The sequence below is a fragment of the Sporobacter termitidis DSM 10068 genome (genome assembly GCF_900130065.1).
GTDB lineage: Bacteria > Bacillota > Clostridia > Oscillospirales > Oscillospiraceae > Sporobacter > Sporobacter termitidis.
The window spans coordinates 323,738-338,386 of sequence record NZ_FQXV01000003.1 but is presented as its reverse complement, the minus strand read 5'-3'; the positions used below and the strand labels follow the sequence as shown (position 1 = coordinate 338,386).

General features: G+C 50.8%; 12 protein-coding genes and 4 riboswitches. Of the genes, 2 read left to right on the top strand and 10 right to left on the bottom strand.

Translation table 11 applies throughout. The features are described 5' to 3' along the window. A partial coding sequence (gene acsV / locus BUB60_RS06825; RefSeq protein ID WP_084726313.1) for a corrinoid activation/regeneration protein AcsV occupies positions 1–1,907 on the bottom strand: 1,907 nt, incomplete at its 3' end. 129 nt (positions 1,908–2,036) lie between these two features. Further along, positions 2,037–2,221, bottom strand: a riboswitch (cobalamin riboswitch). A gap of 27 nt (positions 2,222–2,248) precedes the next feature. Continuing rightward, on the bottom strand, positions 2,249–3,613 hold the full coding sequence (locus BUB60_RS06820) for a polysaccharide biosynthesis protein (protein ID WP_073077020.1): 1,365 nt from the start codon (positions 3,611–3,613) through the stop codon (positions 2,249–2,251). A gap of 99 nt (positions 3,614–3,712) precedes the next feature. Continuing rightward, a riboswitch (cobalamin riboswitch) is annotated at positions 3,713–3,928 on the top strand. 181 nt (positions 3,929–4,109) lie between these two features. Between BUB60_RS06820 and BUB60_RS06815 the strand changes: the two genes are divergently transcribed. After that, positions 4,110–4,829, top strand: a complete 720-nt coding sequence (locus BUB60_RS06815) for an enhanced serine sensitivity protein SseB C-terminal domain-containing protein (RefSeq protein ID WP_073077018.1) — start codon at positions 4,110–4,112, stop codon at positions 4,827–4,829. A 268-nt stretch (positions 4,830–5,097) separates the two neighbouring features. Beyond that, a riboswitch (cobalamin riboswitch) is annotated at positions 5,098–5,314 on the top strand. A 254-nt stretch (positions 5,315–5,568) separates the two neighbouring features. After that, entirely contained in the window at positions 5,569–6,291 is a 723-nt protein-coding gene (locus tag BUB60_RS06810) for an enhanced serine sensitivity protein SseB C-terminal domain-containing protein (RefSeq protein ID WP_084726308.1), read from the top strand. 279 nt (positions 6,292–6,570) lie between these two features. On the opposite strand, the gene BUB60_RS06805 is transcribed toward BUB60_RS06810, so the two are convergent. The 8 genes from BUB60_RS06805 to BUB60_RS06770 all read right to left on the bottom strand — a co-directional run bounded on the left by BUB60_RS06805 (position 6,571) and on the right by BUB60_RS06770 (position 14,550). Then, on the bottom strand, positions 6,571–7,254 hold the full coding sequence (locus BUB60_RS06805; protein ID WP_073077013.1) for an ABC transporter ATP-binding protein: 684 nt from the start codon (positions 7,252–7,254) through the stop codon (positions 6,571–6,573). Beyond that, a complete protein-coding gene (locus tag BUB60_RS06800; RefSeq protein ID WP_073077010.1) occupies positions 7,238–8,176 on the bottom strand; it encodes an ABC transporter ATP-binding protein in 939 nt (312 codons plus the stop codon). Before BUB60_RS06800 ends, BUB60_RS06805 begins: the two co-directional genes overlap by 17 nt. Further along, entirely contained in the window at positions 8,169–9,056 is an 888-nt protein-coding gene (locus BUB60_RS06795; RefSeq protein WP_242941165.1) for an ABC transporter permease, read from the bottom strand. The genes BUB60_RS06800 and BUB60_RS06795 overlap by 8 nt, the downstream gene beginning before the upstream one ends. Beyond that, entirely contained in the window at positions 9,010–9,999 is a 990-nt protein-coding gene (locus BUB60_RS06790) for an ABC transporter permease (protein WP_073077007.1), read from the bottom strand. Before BUB60_RS06790 ends, BUB60_RS06795 begins: the two co-directional genes overlap by 47 nt. Before the next feature lie 105 nt (positions 10,000–10,104). Further along, entirely contained in the window at positions 10,105–11,808 is a 1,704-nt protein-coding gene (locus BUB60_RS06785; protein ID WP_159435362.1) for an ABC transporter substrate-binding protein, read from the bottom strand. 229 nt (positions 11,809–12,037) lie between these two features. Beyond that, a riboswitch (cobalamin riboswitch) is annotated at positions 12,038–12,226 on the bottom strand. Between the two features lie 243 nt (positions 12,227–12,469). Further along, a complete protein-coding gene (locus BUB60_RS06780; RefSeq protein ID WP_073077005.1) occupies positions 12,470–12,964 on the bottom strand; it encodes a GerW family sporulation protein in 495 nt (164 codons plus the stop codon). 34 nt (positions 12,965–12,998) lie between these two features. Beyond that, a complete protein-coding gene (locus BUB60_RS06775; RefSeq protein ID WP_073077003.1) occupies positions 12,999–13,490 on the bottom strand; it encodes a hypothetical protein in 492 nt (163 codons plus the stop codon). Between the two features lie 166 nt (positions 13,491–13,656). After that, positions 13,657–14,550 (bottom strand): dimethylarginine dimethylaminohydrolase family protein, encoded by an 894-nt coding sequence (locus tag BUB60_RS06770; protein ID WP_073077000.1) that lies wholly within the window; start codon positions 14,548–14,550, stop codon positions 13,657–13,659. Positions 14,551–14,649 lie beyond the last annotated feature (99 nt).

The window sequence follows — 14,649 nt, the reverse complement described above, 5'->3', positions numbered from 1 at the left end:
GACGGGAAGAGGGCGGCGTCGGTATGAGGGAGGAAGCAGGCGGCGACGAAGGCGTCCATGTAGCCGGGCTGGGTGGAGAGCTCCAGATATGTCATGCACCTGGCGATCTCGTTAAGCTTTGTGGCGGCGTCCTCGGAGGTGAGCATGGCGTAGGCGCCGGCCAGGGAGGAGTTGCCGATGTAGGAGTATTTCTCAACTGGGAGGTCCGGGAACATGCCGATGCGGATGGCGTTTTTGATATTGATGCCGCTGCCGATGCCGCCGGCCACGGCCACGTGCTCCAGCATGTCGGGGGTGAAGCCCAGGGAGGAGATGAGGGTCATGATGGCGGAGAAGATGGCGCCCTTGGCCCGGATGAAGTTGTCGATGTCCACCTCGGTGATGGCCACCTGCCGGCCGCTGGCCGACTCCTCGGGGAAGGCGAGAATATAGCTGCCGATGCCGAACTCGTCGTGCTTGACGCGCTTGCCCTCGCGGACGAATTTGCCCTTGCCGTTGATGATCCCGGTGCGGAAGAGCTCGGCGATCATGTCGATGATGCCGGAGCCGCAGAGGCCCACGGGGCGGATGTGGCCGATAACGGACATCGCCGGTTCCATGGTATCCTTGTCGATGGTGACAGCCTCGATGGCGCCGGTGGTGGCGCGCATGCCGCAGGAGATATCGCCGCCCTCAAAGGCGGGGCCGGCCGAGCAGGCGCAGGACATGAGAAACTCGGTGTTGCCGAAGACGATCTCGCCGTTGGTGCCCAGGTCGATGAGCATGGAGAGCTCCTGCGCGTTCCAGATCATGGAGGCCAGGGCGCCGGCCGTGATGTCGCCGCCCACGTAGCTGCCGATGTTGGGCGCGACGCTGAGCTTGGCGGCGGGGGCCAGCTCGATGCCGAGGGCGCGGGTCAAAACGGGGCGCATGCTGAAAAACGTGGGCACATACGGCTCCGTGCGCAGAAAGTCGGCGTTGACGCCCAGGAGCAGGTGGTTCATCGTCGTGTTGGACGCTACCGTCATGTGGAAAACGCGCTTTTTAGGGACGCCGGCGTCCTTGCACAAAACGTCGATGAGCGGCAGGAGCGTCTCGTCGATGATGGCCTTCTGGAGCTTTTGGACGCCGCCCTGCTTCTGCTGCTCGACGATGCGGTTGATAACGTCAGCCCCGTAGCGGATCTGGCCGTTGCCGGCGCTGGCCTTGGACAGGATGGAGCCGGTGGCGAGGTCCACAAGGACGCCGGAGACCGTGGTGGTGCCGATGTCGATGGCAAGGCCGCACACCGGCGCGGTGCCGGTGTCGCTGGACAGGTCGAGAATCTCTATCGTGCCCTCGTACAGCTCGCCCACGCACCGGAGCGCGAAGTCGTTGTCGCGTAAAAGGTCCGGCAGCTTTTTAAGGACGAAGAAGGGGACGATGACGTTTGAGGCGCCCGTGACCTCGCAGACGGCGCGGGAAAAGCGCTCGTTGTCCGGCATGGTGTCCTCCAGCGTGGGCATGTCCATTTTGACGGCGAAGACTTTGAGCTGGCCGCCCTCATGCATACCGACGCTGTGCAGGTTGTCCTGCAGCTCGTTGAAAATCTTGATCTCGGCGGGAGAGGACAGGTCGGCCGTTTTCATGCGGCTTTTGTAAGCCGAGGCGATGTCGGGCACCAGGACCTTCACGTCGGAGACGACGGCGGACCCGCAGGCCAGCCGCCAGCCCTCATTGAACTCGTTATCGTCCAGGTGCAGGGTCTTTTTGCTCTTCAGCTCGCCCGACATGAGCTGGACCCGGCACTTGCCGCAGGAGCCGTTGCCGGAGCAGGGCGCGTCGATGACGACGTTGGCCTTGCGCGCCAGGTCCAACAGGTTTTCGCCGGGAGCGGCGAAGATTGTCACGTCCCCGCCGTCCTCAAATTGAAATACGACTTTGTTCATATCCATCCCTTTCTATTCCGAATCTATTCCAAAATAAAACGCCCTCCCCGGCATCGGAAAGGGCATGACAAACAAAACGGTTAAATACGCCGCTTTTGCGTCACACAAGCCAAAAGGTCCGTCGGCGGGTGGATTTCAGTTCGCAGCGCAGGTCTTCTGGCTTGAGCGTCGTCGCAGGCTCCGCCTTCCCATGATAAATCACAGTGGCATATCGGAGCACTGCTCATGCTCTTACAGCGGCGGCTCCACGCGGGATTTGCACCCGGCTTCCCTCGGCCACGTTTCGTGGCTTTTCGCTGCGAACGTATTTTTCTTCATTATTGCCCGATAATGGAAATCTGTCAAGAGGAATAGCGAAGCGCGCGCCGGTCTTGCCGTGCTGCAGGCGGTCCGAAGCCCCGCCGAATAGCGAAACCGTCCAGGACGCAGACGATGAGCGTGTATAAATAAAAGCTGACGACATAGCCGGACACTCCCAAATCGGGATTGCCGACGAGCCAATAAGCGACGCCAAGCTGGACACAGAGGCCTGCCAGCCGGTGAAATGTCGCCTGATTCTGCTTGCCGATGCTGTTCAGGATACCGGAGAAGGTGTGCTGCAGGGCAAGAAAGACCGTTGCGCCGCCCATCGCCCGGATCAAACCGCCGACCCCGGCGTCATGATAGAGGGCCGCGCCTAACGGCTGCGACAAAGTCACATATAGGACAGCGAGCGGCACAGCTGCTGCGAGCGTGAGCCCGACGGCCTGGCGGATGGTTCTGAGGGCCTTCCTGGAGTTTCTTGCGCTGTATTGTGCCGACAGGTTCGGGATAATATTGACAACAAGCGCCGAAGTCACCGTAAAGGGCAGATAAACGAGGGGGAACACCATTCCGGTCAGACGGCCGAATTCAGCCGCCGCTTCCGTGCCTGAAAGGCCGGAAGCCATCAGCCGCAGAGGGATCAGGACGGCGTTTGCCGACTGCATGATGGTGCTGGACAGGCCGGTGAGCGTCAAAGGTCCGGCAATGTCCAGAAGTACGGTGAGGGTTCCCGGCAGACCGGCGGGGGAGAGCTTGGGGCGCGGAAGGCGCGCGGCCTCACGTTTCTCGACCCATATCAGCCAGATCAAGTCGGCAAGCTCTCCAACGCTGATTCCGCAGACGGCAATCGCGGCGCCCCAGGCCGGTGAAACCGGCTGAAGGAGCGTCAGAAAGCCGATGACGATCAAAAACCGCGTCAGATGCTCGATGATTTCCGAGGCGCCGGCCGCCGTCATCAGGCGCATGCCATAGAGATATCCTCTGAAAACGGCGGTCATGGAAATGATAACGACGGCGGGGGCCGCCAGAAGGAGGCAGGGCAACAGTTCCTCGTTGACAAAAAGCCCTGAGGAAATTATCCCGGCCAAGGCTATCAGGATCAGGCTGAGACAGAGCGATACGGCCAGGGTGAAAACGACGGCGGATTCGAAGATCCGCCGCCCGGTGTATGTGCTGTTGCCGGAGCGTTGTTCAGCCACGAGCCTTGAAACGGCTGTTGGGATTCCGCCCGTCGTAATAATCAGGAAGGGCATCAGGACGCTCGAGGTCATCTGGAACAGCCCGATGCCTTCGGCGCCGATCAGCTTCGAGAGTATGACATTATAGAAAAAACCGATAAGCCCGATAAGTATATTGATAAACGCGACGACGAATGAGCCATGTAAAAAATTGAGTTTTCTCATTATCTTCTCCGTTTGCTTTACGATAAATTTCGTATAGCGGCTGACATACTCTAAATGCTATTGACAAGCGCTGGCTTTTATGCTACCCTGCATTCAGAAACTGAATAATTCATTTTGAGTGTCCCCCTTGGCGCAATAGCCTTTGGGGAAGGATAGGGAATCGGGTGAAAATCCCGGCGGTACCGCCGCTGTAAGCGCCGAGGCCGCGTTCGTCGACGAAAGTCGGTCACTGGGAAACTGGGAAGGCAGAACGCAGCCGCAGGAGAAACCTCCGTAAGCGTAAGCCAGAAGACCTGCTTGGAATTGCTCTGGCCGCTTGGCGGGAAGCAGGGCTCTATTTGTGTGTAGGAATACGGCTGCATCAATCATGTGATTGGTGCAGCCGGTTTTTTTATTCCTGAAACGAAAGCTTTGAACAACGGTTTCCCGCGCTCGTCCTTAGTATCCGCCGAGGAGCTCCGGCACGTTTGAATAGCATGGTGGGAGATTATGAGGCATGCATGATAATTCATCTATGTCAAATGACAATTTTAATTTAGAGTCAAGCCAGTGCCGGTATGGATATGAGTGGATTTCTAAATTAAGATCAGCAAAATATCTCGTACCATGCAAAACGATCAGTGCAAAAGCCGGCGATGAATTAGAAATGGCCGTGCTGATATCTCCGAGCGGAGAAAAGTTTTTGCCTGCCTTTACAGATTTACAGGAGCTTGAGAAATGGCCGTTTGAGAAGCATCAAATTGTATTGAGGTTCTTTGATAATCTCAAATATGTAGTTTTGAACGACCCGTATTCCCTGTCCGGCATGATCATCAATCCTTTCGGAGATCGCATAGTACTTAAATCAGCGCAGATCAGGCAAATCGATGTTAACGTGGAAAGCGTATCTCCCCAAAACGCCAGGTCCGGCCCCGATATGCGTTTCCTTCGTCCGCGCCGGAAGTTCCCGGAATTGGGAGTTCTGCTGAAAGCTTATTTTAAGCGGTACGAGGAAGTATACAGCGTTTATCTGATGATGGCGACAGAGTTGGGGAAAACAAGCCCGCACTGGCTTTTTCTTATAGACTTCGATGGAGAGAAGCTCTCGCTTTTCCCGGAGCTGATCAATGTTATACATGCATTTATGCATGACGGCGAATCGTTTGAGATATTGAAGGCCACCTATACACTGCTGCAGCTGGCTGCAGAGCTTGGCGAGCCGATTTATCGAAAGTAAGCGCACCTCTTGTTTCTTTGGGTTGACATTCCCCTCCTGTTCCGAGTGAGCCGGGCAGACTTGCGACATCCGCCCGGCTTAACACTCAACTTTAGAAATGGCCAAACAAAGAAGCGATTATAATACAGACCAAAAGTTTAAGTCTTCGTAAATAGAATATTTGTGAGATATTCGCGGCCCGATATCATATTTAATGAAGGTGACGAATATAAATCAACTGGTATTGGTTGACATCTTGGTTCATTGGTTGTATCATGACATTTAATTGAATAAAATGTTATTTCGAGTGCCCCCTCTGGCGTTCGGCTCTTGGGGGAGAATAGGGAATCGGGTGAAAGTCCCGGACGGAACCGCCGCTGTAAGCGCCGAGGGCGCGCTCGCCGACGAAAGTCGGTCACTGGGAAACTGGGAAGGCAGAGCGCGCACCGCAGGAGTCTATCTCCGTAAGCGTAAGTCAGAAGACCTGCTTTGAAATTGCTCTGCCCGCCGATCGGTGGGAACCAGGGTTTATTTGTATGCAGAAAAACGGCTGCATCAATCGTCAGATTGATGCAGTCGTTTTTTCTTTTGATTTTAAGCTGCTCAACTAAAAGCTCCAGTCGGATAACACATTTTATGTGTGTCCATATATTCCTTGGGTTTTGACATGACCTCCTGTGCCGGGTGACTTCCGGGCAGTAATGCGACTGCTGCCCGGCTGTGCACTCGGTAACCCCCAAAAGATCAGGTGATTTGACCGATGAATGAAAATAATTCAATGCACGGCAACGCTGTTGATCCTAAGAAACTTATTGAGCTGCATCAGAAGCAAATCAATTCCTTGTTCTGGATAAAACATATTAAGTTTATGGTGCCATATAAGCGGGAGGAGTCGGGAGGCGGAGGAATGCTGGCCGCTATGATTTCACCGGCCGGAGACAGATACCTGTCGGCATTCACCCACCCTGGCGAATTAGCGCAATGGCCGTTTGACAACAATAAGACAGTTTTACTGTCGTTCGATGAATTGAAGCTTGAGGTTTTGAATAATCCAAAGAAGCTGGCCGGCATCGTGATAGATCCTTTCAGTAAAATGCTCCTGCTCGATCAGGAGCTGATTGAACAAATCGACATGTTAACGGAAGGTTTTGGGATACGACGCGTGGAGCACAGCAGGGACCTCCAGCTGACCAGGCCGGCAAAAGTAATGCCGGCGCTTATTGAAGAATTGAGCGTTTTTCTCAGCGGCAAGGAAAATGTATACAGCGCCTATATGCTTATGGCGCGGGAGCCTGACGACCCGCAACCGCGGCTGCTGTTTATCATCGATTTTGACGGAGAAAAAAGCGAACTTTTCCCCGATCTGACAAAGCTCATATGTCCTTACATAAATCAGGACGAGACCTTTGAAATGATGAAAGCCACATATGAGCTGCTCGAAGCCGCCGCTTTAAAATCCGCGCCGGTCTACAAAAAACCATAAGCCGAATTACAACTCAACCAGTTAACCAGCTGCCGGTATGCTGTCCCGGCTTTGACATTTTCCTTTTGTTTCGGGTGCTCGCCGGGCAGTATTGCGACTGCTGCCCGGCCAGTCACACCGAAGCCCGCAACAGTTCCGGGTCAGCATTGAGATAAACACACTTTATAATTAAGATAATTAAGCCAGTCACCCGGAAATCGGGAAGGCGCGCTGATGATACTGATGTTTTGCAAAAAAATGGCTGTGACAGTTCATTTGAATTGTCACAGCCATTTTATTTTATTTGTCTGTGGGCCTGCCGTATTCCTCCGTAAAGACGCCGTTTTCAACCTTGTATATTCTGCCGCACATCTTTTCGCAAAGGATACGGTTATGCGAAATCAGGATATAAGAAACGTTGTTTTTGCTCTGATAATCCTTTAATATATTCATGATCTGGACTTGCGTAATAACATCGAGCATGCTCGTGGGTTCGTCAAGAACGATCACCTCGGGCTGAATCGCGAGTATTCTCGCAAGCGCCGCCCTTTGCAGCTCTCCGCCGCTGAGCTGGGCTGGCGTTCGGTAAAGATGCTCTTCATATAGGCCGTAATGCTTGAGATACTCAAGTAAACTGCTGTAGGAGTACGGCAGTGCGTAGATATTATACGGCTCCGTCATGCTTTTTAACAGGATCAGCGCGGGATTAAACGATATTTCGGGGTGCTGGAACAATATTTGGATACCTCTGCGGTGCGCGCCCTTATACGGTGCGCTGATTTTTTCTCCGTTATGCCGGAGCATCCCCGAGGTCGGCTTTATAAGCCCTGCGAGGATAAGCCCAAGCGTTGATTTCCCGCTGCCGCTTTCTCCAAACAGACCGACCGTTTCACCTTTGTGGAGGGAAATGTCCGCCTGGTCCACAGCGGTATGCCCGTGTGAATTCGGGTACTTATAGGTTAGCTTTTCAGTTTGCAGAATCATATTTCCAACACCTCACCTTGCGTCCGTTGACATCGAATACAGGGGGCATTATGACGCATTTCTCGCTGCGCTCGCGGCACCTGTCTCTGTAACGGCAGCCGTCGGAGTGGTTCAAATAGCTGCCGTGCGCCGGAGCGAACCCAACGTCATCGTATCGCATGCCGTTTTCCGGCATGGCATTGATAATGTCCCTGGTATACGGGTGGAGCGCGTCGTTTAAAATTTCTTCGGATTTGCCGAATTCAACCTGCTGCGCGGCATACATCACGCAGATATCCCGGCTTACAGCCTGCGCAAAGCTCATGTCATGCGTTACACAAAGGAGAGTTTCTTCTTTTAGCATATTTATGGAATCCGCAACCAGCCGCACCCTTTTGTCATCAAGCCCTTTTGTCGGTTCATCCGCTAAAATGATTCTGGGACCTGCGGCTATGCCCATCGCCACCATGGCGCGCTGCCGCATGCCGCCGCTAAAGGTATGCGGATAGGAACGGGCAAGCTTTTCCTCATTTAATAAATTAAACCGTTTCATCAAGGAAATACTCGCTTCGACAGCTTGGCTCCTGCTGTAATTCTTGTGCTCGATCAGCGGCTCGCCAACCTGATAGCCGACCTTGAGCAGCGGGTTCATGCTTGCGCCGCCCCCCTGGGGAACGTAAGAGACAACGCCTCCCCGCACCTGCTGCAGCCGTTTCTTATCGGCGGACAGCAGGTTTTCGCCGTCAAGCTCGATTTTTCCCCGCACAATTGCGTTCCGCGGGAGGAGCCGAACAATGGAAAGCAATAAAACGCTCTTGCCGCTGCCTGTTTCCCCGACGATTGCCGTCCGGCTTCCGTCTGGAAGGCGGATGGAAATATCATCTACGGCCAGAACACGGTTTTCGGATGCGAATTCGACCGATACGTGGTTTATTTCAAGCATTTTTCACCAGCTTCGCTTTCTGCGCCCCGTAATAGCCGAGCAGCATAAATCCGAGTACCGCCAGGGACGTGCAGAGAATAGGCGGTAAATACCACCAGTAGTAATTTCTGATCACGCCGTTTTGATAGAACGCATAATGCAGGATGGTGCCCCAGCTCTTTGCGCCGAAATCACCGAGCCCCAAAAAGCTCAGCCCCGCCTCGGTCATCATGGCGGCTGAAACGGACAGTGCGGCCCTTGAAAGGATAATGTCCTTAAGATTTGGTACAATGTGCTTTATCATAATGATAAAATCATTCATCCCGATTGCTTGCTCGATTTTGATAAAGGGCATTTCGCACAGCTGCAGAACCCGGCTTCGTAAAATCCGAGCCGTACCCGTCCAGGCCGTTAAGCTGATTGAAATGATAACGCTCAATTTACCCGGATTCAAATAAGCGATTAGTAGAATAGTGAGAGCAAGATCCGGCAGCCCCATGGTTATATTTGTAATCGCGGTCACCGCTTTATCGATCGCGCCCTTGTAATAGCCGGAAAGTAAGGATAACGTCAGGGAAACGACCGTGACGATTATGGAGGTGAATATGCCGATGAAAAGCGAAATGCGCGTCCCGTAAATCAGCTCGCTGAGCAAATCCTGACCGACGTCGTTCGTCCCAAGAAGGTGTTCGGCAGACGGCTTGATATAGGGAATCCCCATTTTATACGGATCATACGGCGCCAAAACGGGCGCCAAAACCGCAACCAGAACAAAAACCCCCACGATTGCCGCGCCCCATATCATAGCCGCGTTCATTTTTGTTTTTTTTGTTCCGGCGCGCTTCGCCATTTTTTCAGTACTCAAATTTGCCCTCCTTGATCCGCGGATCAATTGCGGCAATCAATATGTCGCTCAACAGGTTTCCTGCGACGATGCATACGGCCGAAATAATAAAGCATAGCTGGGCGGTGGGAAAATCACGCGTATTGACGGCCGAGTAGAACAGCTCGCCCATCCCTTTCCAGCCGAAGATGACCTCGATCAGCATTGAGCCGGAGAGAAGCCCGCCAAGCTGCATGCACAGGCTTGTAACAAACGGCAGCGTGGCGTTTTTCACCACATGCCGGAAAAGCACCTTGTTGTCCGACAACCCCTTGGAATAGGCGGTCGTTATAAATTCCTCATCCCGGATTTGTGAAACGTTGCTTTTCATCAATAAGAAATTGCCCGCTGTTCTGAATAAAATCAGCAGCGTGAGGGGAAGCGCGCCGTGCCACAAAATATCGGCCGTTTTCGATAGGCCGCTCAGTCCGCCCGAGGTCATGCCGTTGACGGGAAACCAGCCAAGCTTAAACGCAAACACGACGAGAAAAAGAATGCCGATACAGTTGGCGGGAACCGTATTCAGGAACAGCAGGACGGGCGTCAGCACCTTATCGAAGGTTCCTCCCAGCTTCCAGCCGGCAATGGTCCCCAGCACCGCGCCAAGCAGGCCGCCTATGATAAATGTCGGCACGCTGAGCAGCAATGTCCAACCTGCCCTGTACAGAACATTGTCGAGCACGGGCTGATTGTTGGAATATGCGATGCCGAAATCCAGCGTCACGGTGCTTTGCATATAATGGATGTACTGATCCCAAAGCGTATCGTTCAAGCCATACCTTTGCGCGATACGTTCGAGTTCCGCGGGGGAATCCTGCAGGAGCTCGTAGTATCTGTCCTGGCCGACGAGGTGCATGAGAGGATCGCCCGGCATAAACCTTACCATCAGAAAACTGATTGTGATGATGGCATAAATCGTCAAAATCGCTATAACGGATTTTTTTATTATGCGCTTTAGCATAGAAGTGCCCCTTTGTGTTGGCGTTCACCGATTGCAGGAGGCGGCTTGCTTTTGGCTGGGCGTCCTTTAGCCGCCCCGCCAAAAGCAAGTCATCGATTGGAAGGCTTATTTCGCCGTAATGGTATAGAAGGTCTCGGCGTGAACCACGCCTATCGACGGATAATTCTTAAAGCCCTGATACTTGTCCGTCCTATATGGGAAGAAACATTTCTCCCAGCTCACTGCAAAGCCGAAGAGGTCCTTGGAAGCAAGCTTCTGCAGGTCTCCGACCGCCTTGAGATAACCGTCGTTGTTGACTGCCGCCATCAGGGACTGATACGCTTTGTTCAGCTCCTCGTTGTTGTAGGAATTCCCCCAATCCATCCCGCCGCTGCCTGCAACCTCTCTGTTCAGGAAATACCAGAAAGCAGTTCTGTATGTCGCAACGCCGGTGGTTGTGTAACCGATGAACATGTCGTAGTCGTTATTGGTCACCATGCTCTTGTTCGCTTCATCGCTCGAAAGGGCTGCCTGATCAAAATACGCGTTAATGCCGATGTTTTTCAGGCCGGAGACAAGGACCTCGCCGATTCTGTTAAGCAGCTCCTGCTTTTTCTGGGCATACTGGGCCGCTACTTTATAAGTGAATTTTGTCCCGTCGGGCATCTCTCTGAAGCCGTCGCCGTCAGTATCCTTGTACCCCGCGTTGTCCAGAATTTTATTGGCCTCATCGGTATCCTGATACATTTTCCAAAGGGATGCGTCGTAACCGGGACACGCCGAAGGCAAGATGCCGCTTCCGGGGATTTCGCCATAGCTGCCGTTACTCAGCTGGGAGAGCAGCTTCCAGTCAAGGCTTTTTACGGCGGCTTCTCTGAAGGCGTGATCGGTATTGGGCCCCTTGCTCATACCGAAGGTGACCTGGTTACAGCCGGTATAGCCGCTTTCGCCCGAATCAATATTTTTGTTATTCGCGATAACGTCCAGGAGCGTGTAGCTGATGGGGGCGGCATAGTCGTAAATGACATCGATTTCGCCGTTAGCCAGGGCCATAAGAAGCGAATCCTGACTTGAATAAGATTTCAAGGTAATGGAGTCCACCGTCAGTTCGCCGAGGTAAGCGTTTTCGGGCACGGCCTCAAAAGACATCGTCCCCGCGTCCTTGTCGACTTTAACAAGCTTATAGGGCCCGCAGCCGATAGCCGCGTCTTCACCCGTATAGGCCGCGTAATCCGTGACGTTTTCCCAAATGTGCTTAGGAAGCACGAATACCGTCAGCGTGGCATTTTTAACGAAAAAGTAAGCGTCGGGCTGACTGAAAACGAGGGTGATCGAATCCTTCCCATTGACCTTGATATCAGACAGGTTTCTCAGGGCTTTGCTCTTCATGACGTCGCGCATGTATTGAAAGGTAAAGACCATGTCGTCCGCCGTTACGGGTACGCCGTCATGCCAGACCGCAGTTGTCGGGAAGGTCATTTCCAGCTCTTTTCCGTCTTGGGAGATTGAATAGCTCTTAAGAAAATAGGGCTGCATATCGTTGTTTTCATCCGGGTAAAACAGATTCGCGTAGGTAATGCTGTTGTAGTTGAATTTGCCCAGGGAACCCGTCTGCGATAGTATGCTGGTCGTTGCAGGCTGGTCGGACGTTCCGACAATAAGGTTTTTAACATGCTTGGCCTCTCCCGGCGCGGCACTGGACTCTCCGGCGCTGGGAGACGCGCTTGTCCCGGCACCGTCATTGTTCGTGCCGCCGGCGCAGGCCGCCATGCTCAGGCACATGAAAACAGCCAGCAGCATGCACAGGGTTTGTTTGATTGGTTTCTTCATTATTCTCTTTCTCTCCTTTTTATGTCGTGATGGGCACTGTATTATATCTAAACCGCAACGCATGAACGGAATGCGGCAGAAACCGCCAATGCCGCTACATTTCGGCAATAAAAAGACACTGTATCGAGCATAAATGCTCTGATACAGTGTTTTATGACAAAACAAATAGTCGCCGGTTCAAAATGAACGACAACAAACCTTAAATTACTCCTAAGTACCGAAGAGCATCTTCAACAGCATCTCGTAAACGTATTCTGACTTAAACCTCATCGCAGCCTTTTGCCTTCCCAGAATTGCTTCCAGTGGCTGGTTTCCCGTAAAAGACTGCTCCGTTAATACAGCAGCGTTCCTGTGTGGGATTCTCACCCAACTTCCTGCGCGGCAGATGCCACGCATGATTTACAAGCGCATATATATTTAATTGTATAAATAATTATAAGAAAATAAACAATCAATGTCAATACAATCTTTCTTTGGCTGAATTATTTGCCATGGCGCACTTTATTTGCCGGCTTAATGCGCGCTCATTCAGGCCGTTTAGGCAGGGGGTTCGGAGCTCGAATCTCCGACGGGTCCAACCCTCGCAGCTGCAACAGCTGCGAGGGGTTTGGGAACAATAAGACCGCTCCAAACGAAGCGGTCTTATTCATATATTAGTTCCTTACTTGAATAGAGGAGTCTGTGTGCTGGATGTGCTTTGATTCTGGGTACCTTGCGTTTGCTGAGAACCCTGACCTTGCGTTTGTACACCCTGGCCTTGAGTACTCTGATTTTGGCCCTGACTCTGCCCCTTCATCCCGGAGATGATTTGAGGAATTTTATCCACAAGGCTTGTTGAAGCACCGGCTGCGTTCATCGGCAGAACAGATACATTTTGTCCATCAATAACAATGACGGCGTCCGTACAGAGCTTTGCACCAAGCCCCATGGCCCCCGTTCCGGTGTTTGAGGACATGCCTGTGCTGGAACCTGAGCTGCCGCCTTGTCCTTTCATGTTCGCATTTCCGCCTCCGCAGCCCAGTGTAATCGACACTACAGGCAGGAACGTCTTATCGCCCTGCGTGACGGGTTTTCCGATAATACCCTCTTTTTGCGTAAAATTCTCAAGACTCCGAAACAGAGAATCCACGTTCTCATTTAAATTCAATTGATCCATGTTAGCTGGCCTCCTGATTAAATTTTAGATTAAGTTATACTTTCTGCCTGGATAAATTTATTATAGTTTTGCCGATATTAAGATTTGTTTTTGCTTTTATTCTCAAAAATTCCGCATCCGGCAAAAACTCCGGATATAACCCAACTTCAGCTTTGTTAAAGATAGATGCTATAAAGTTAAGTATTACGAAAAAAATTCCTGTTAAATAAGGTTCGTTAAAACCATAGTTAATATCAAGAGCCGTGTGGTTTAGCTTTAGTGCTTTGAGTATTTGAACGGCCGATCTTCTGTGCTTTTTTCTTTTACGGTTTATAAACCGGGAGAAAACTTTCATATTAAAAAGGAAAATGCGAAGAAATGCCTGGTCACCGATTAATTTTAATTCTGCTTTAATAAATGACCAAGTTGCTTTTGTATAAACATCTGCCATGCTTACGTCAAGATGAGAGCTAATCTTTACGGGAATCAAAAAAATCGCGAGAGCGATCAGGAATATAGCCAACGCAATCAGCAAAATTACAGTCATATAAGTTATCCTCGATTATATAGTTGCCTGTTTTTATACTTATATGAATTCTTCCGCTGGTAATATTAAGGACAAGAGTATTTCTAATGTAACGGACGCTATACGTTGAAACGATGGGGATGCCATTTAATTTAATTATAAAAATTCCCCGGCACAGGATGACCTGTTAACCGGGGGATTTTAGCAGTTTATTGCTTTTTACAATTGAATAATCTTTAACAATTGGTAAGGTAATACATCTGAACGCCCCGCCTGATTTGAGTATTTCCGATATATCCACATTAATTACATGATAACCAAGCTGTGCCAGCTTCTTATTGATCTGCTTGTTTTGAGGAGAGCTAATTATTTTCCCTTGTCCGATGGACAGGACATTGGTCCCGAGTGTAAATTGCTCTTCTTTGCTGATTTCAATTAAATTATAGTAATTTGAAAGCCTTAAAAGCTCCTCTCTTTTAAAAGCATTTCGATAAATTAAAGCATCAAATTCTGAAATAACATTAAATGTGCAGTCAAAGTGCAGGAAATCAGGGTCAAATGCAACAGGCTGAATGGTATAGCCGGGACACCGATCTGCGAGCTCGTTAATGACCGATTCTGATGTTCTGTCACTAAGCCCTAACCAAATCAAATCTTTATCGACGATTACATCTCCGCCTTCGATACATCCTGCTTGTAATTCAACAAAATCAAAATGCCGATCATTCAGCCATTCCTTCAATATTTTTGTTTCGCCTAATCGAATTCTCTCCTTCAAATTTGAAACAAAAAATCGTCTGCCGATAACGAACCCGATGTCACGAGTAAAAACCTGTTCTGGGAGGTCTTCCTGTAAAGATAATAAATGAACTTTAATATCGTTCTCCTGCAATATTTGAATTAAATGCGAATGCTGTTTAACAGCAAGCTCTGAGCAAATGTTTTCTTTAGCATATTTTCGTTGGGTAAGATTGATAATTTCATCGATCCTCATATATTCGGGAGAACATAATATTACCTCTTTTATAACATCATATTCACTTAATCCGTAGATCTTTAGTGAGGTAATATTCGATTGCATGTCAAGCCTCCGCAAGTGTTTCTAATATAATATGTTAAGCCGTGTTTTAGGGCGTGCTACCATAGGTGCTGTGGCTATGAATGCAGTCAACAGTAGACA

Coding starts and splice junctions, on each gene's coding strand:
- BUB60_RS06820 (WP_073077020.1), bottom strand. CDS start 3,613: ATGAGAAAACTCAATTTTTTACATGGCTCATTCGTCGTCGCGTTTATC.
- BUB60_RS06815 (WP_073077018.1), top strand. CDS start 4,110: ATGCATGATAATTCATCTATGTCAAATGACAATTTTAATTTAGAGTCA.
- BUB60_RS06810 (WP_084726308.1), top strand. CDS start 5,569: ATGAATGAAAATAATTCAATGCACGGCAACGCTGTTGATCCTAAGAAA.
- BUB60_RS06805 (WP_073077013.1), bottom strand. CDS start 7,254: ATGATTCTGCAAACTGAAAAGCTAACCTATAAGTACCCGAATTCACAC.
- BUB60_RS06800 (WP_073077010.1), bottom strand. CDS start 8,176: ATGCTTGAAATAAACCACGTATCGGTCGAATTCGCATCCGAAAACCGT.
- BUB60_RS06790 (WP_073077007.1), bottom strand. CDS start 9,999: ATGCTAAAGCGCATAATAAAAAAATCCGTTATAGCGATTTTGACGATT.
- BUB60_RS06785 (WP_159435362.1), bottom strand. CDS start 11,808: ATGAAGAAACCAATCAAACAAACCCTGTGCATGCTGCTGGCTGTTTTC.
- BUB60_RS06780 (WP_073077005.1), bottom strand. CDS start 12,964: ATGGATCAATTGAATTTAAATGAGAACGTGGATTCTCTGTTTCGGAGT.
- BUB60_RS06775 (WP_073077003.1), bottom strand. CDS start 13,490: ATGACTGTAATTTTGCTGATTGCGTTGGCTATATTCCTGATCGCTCTC.
- BUB60_RS06770 (WP_073077000.1), bottom strand. CDS start 14,550: ATGCAATCGAATATTACCTCACTAAAGATCTACGGATTAAGTGAATAT.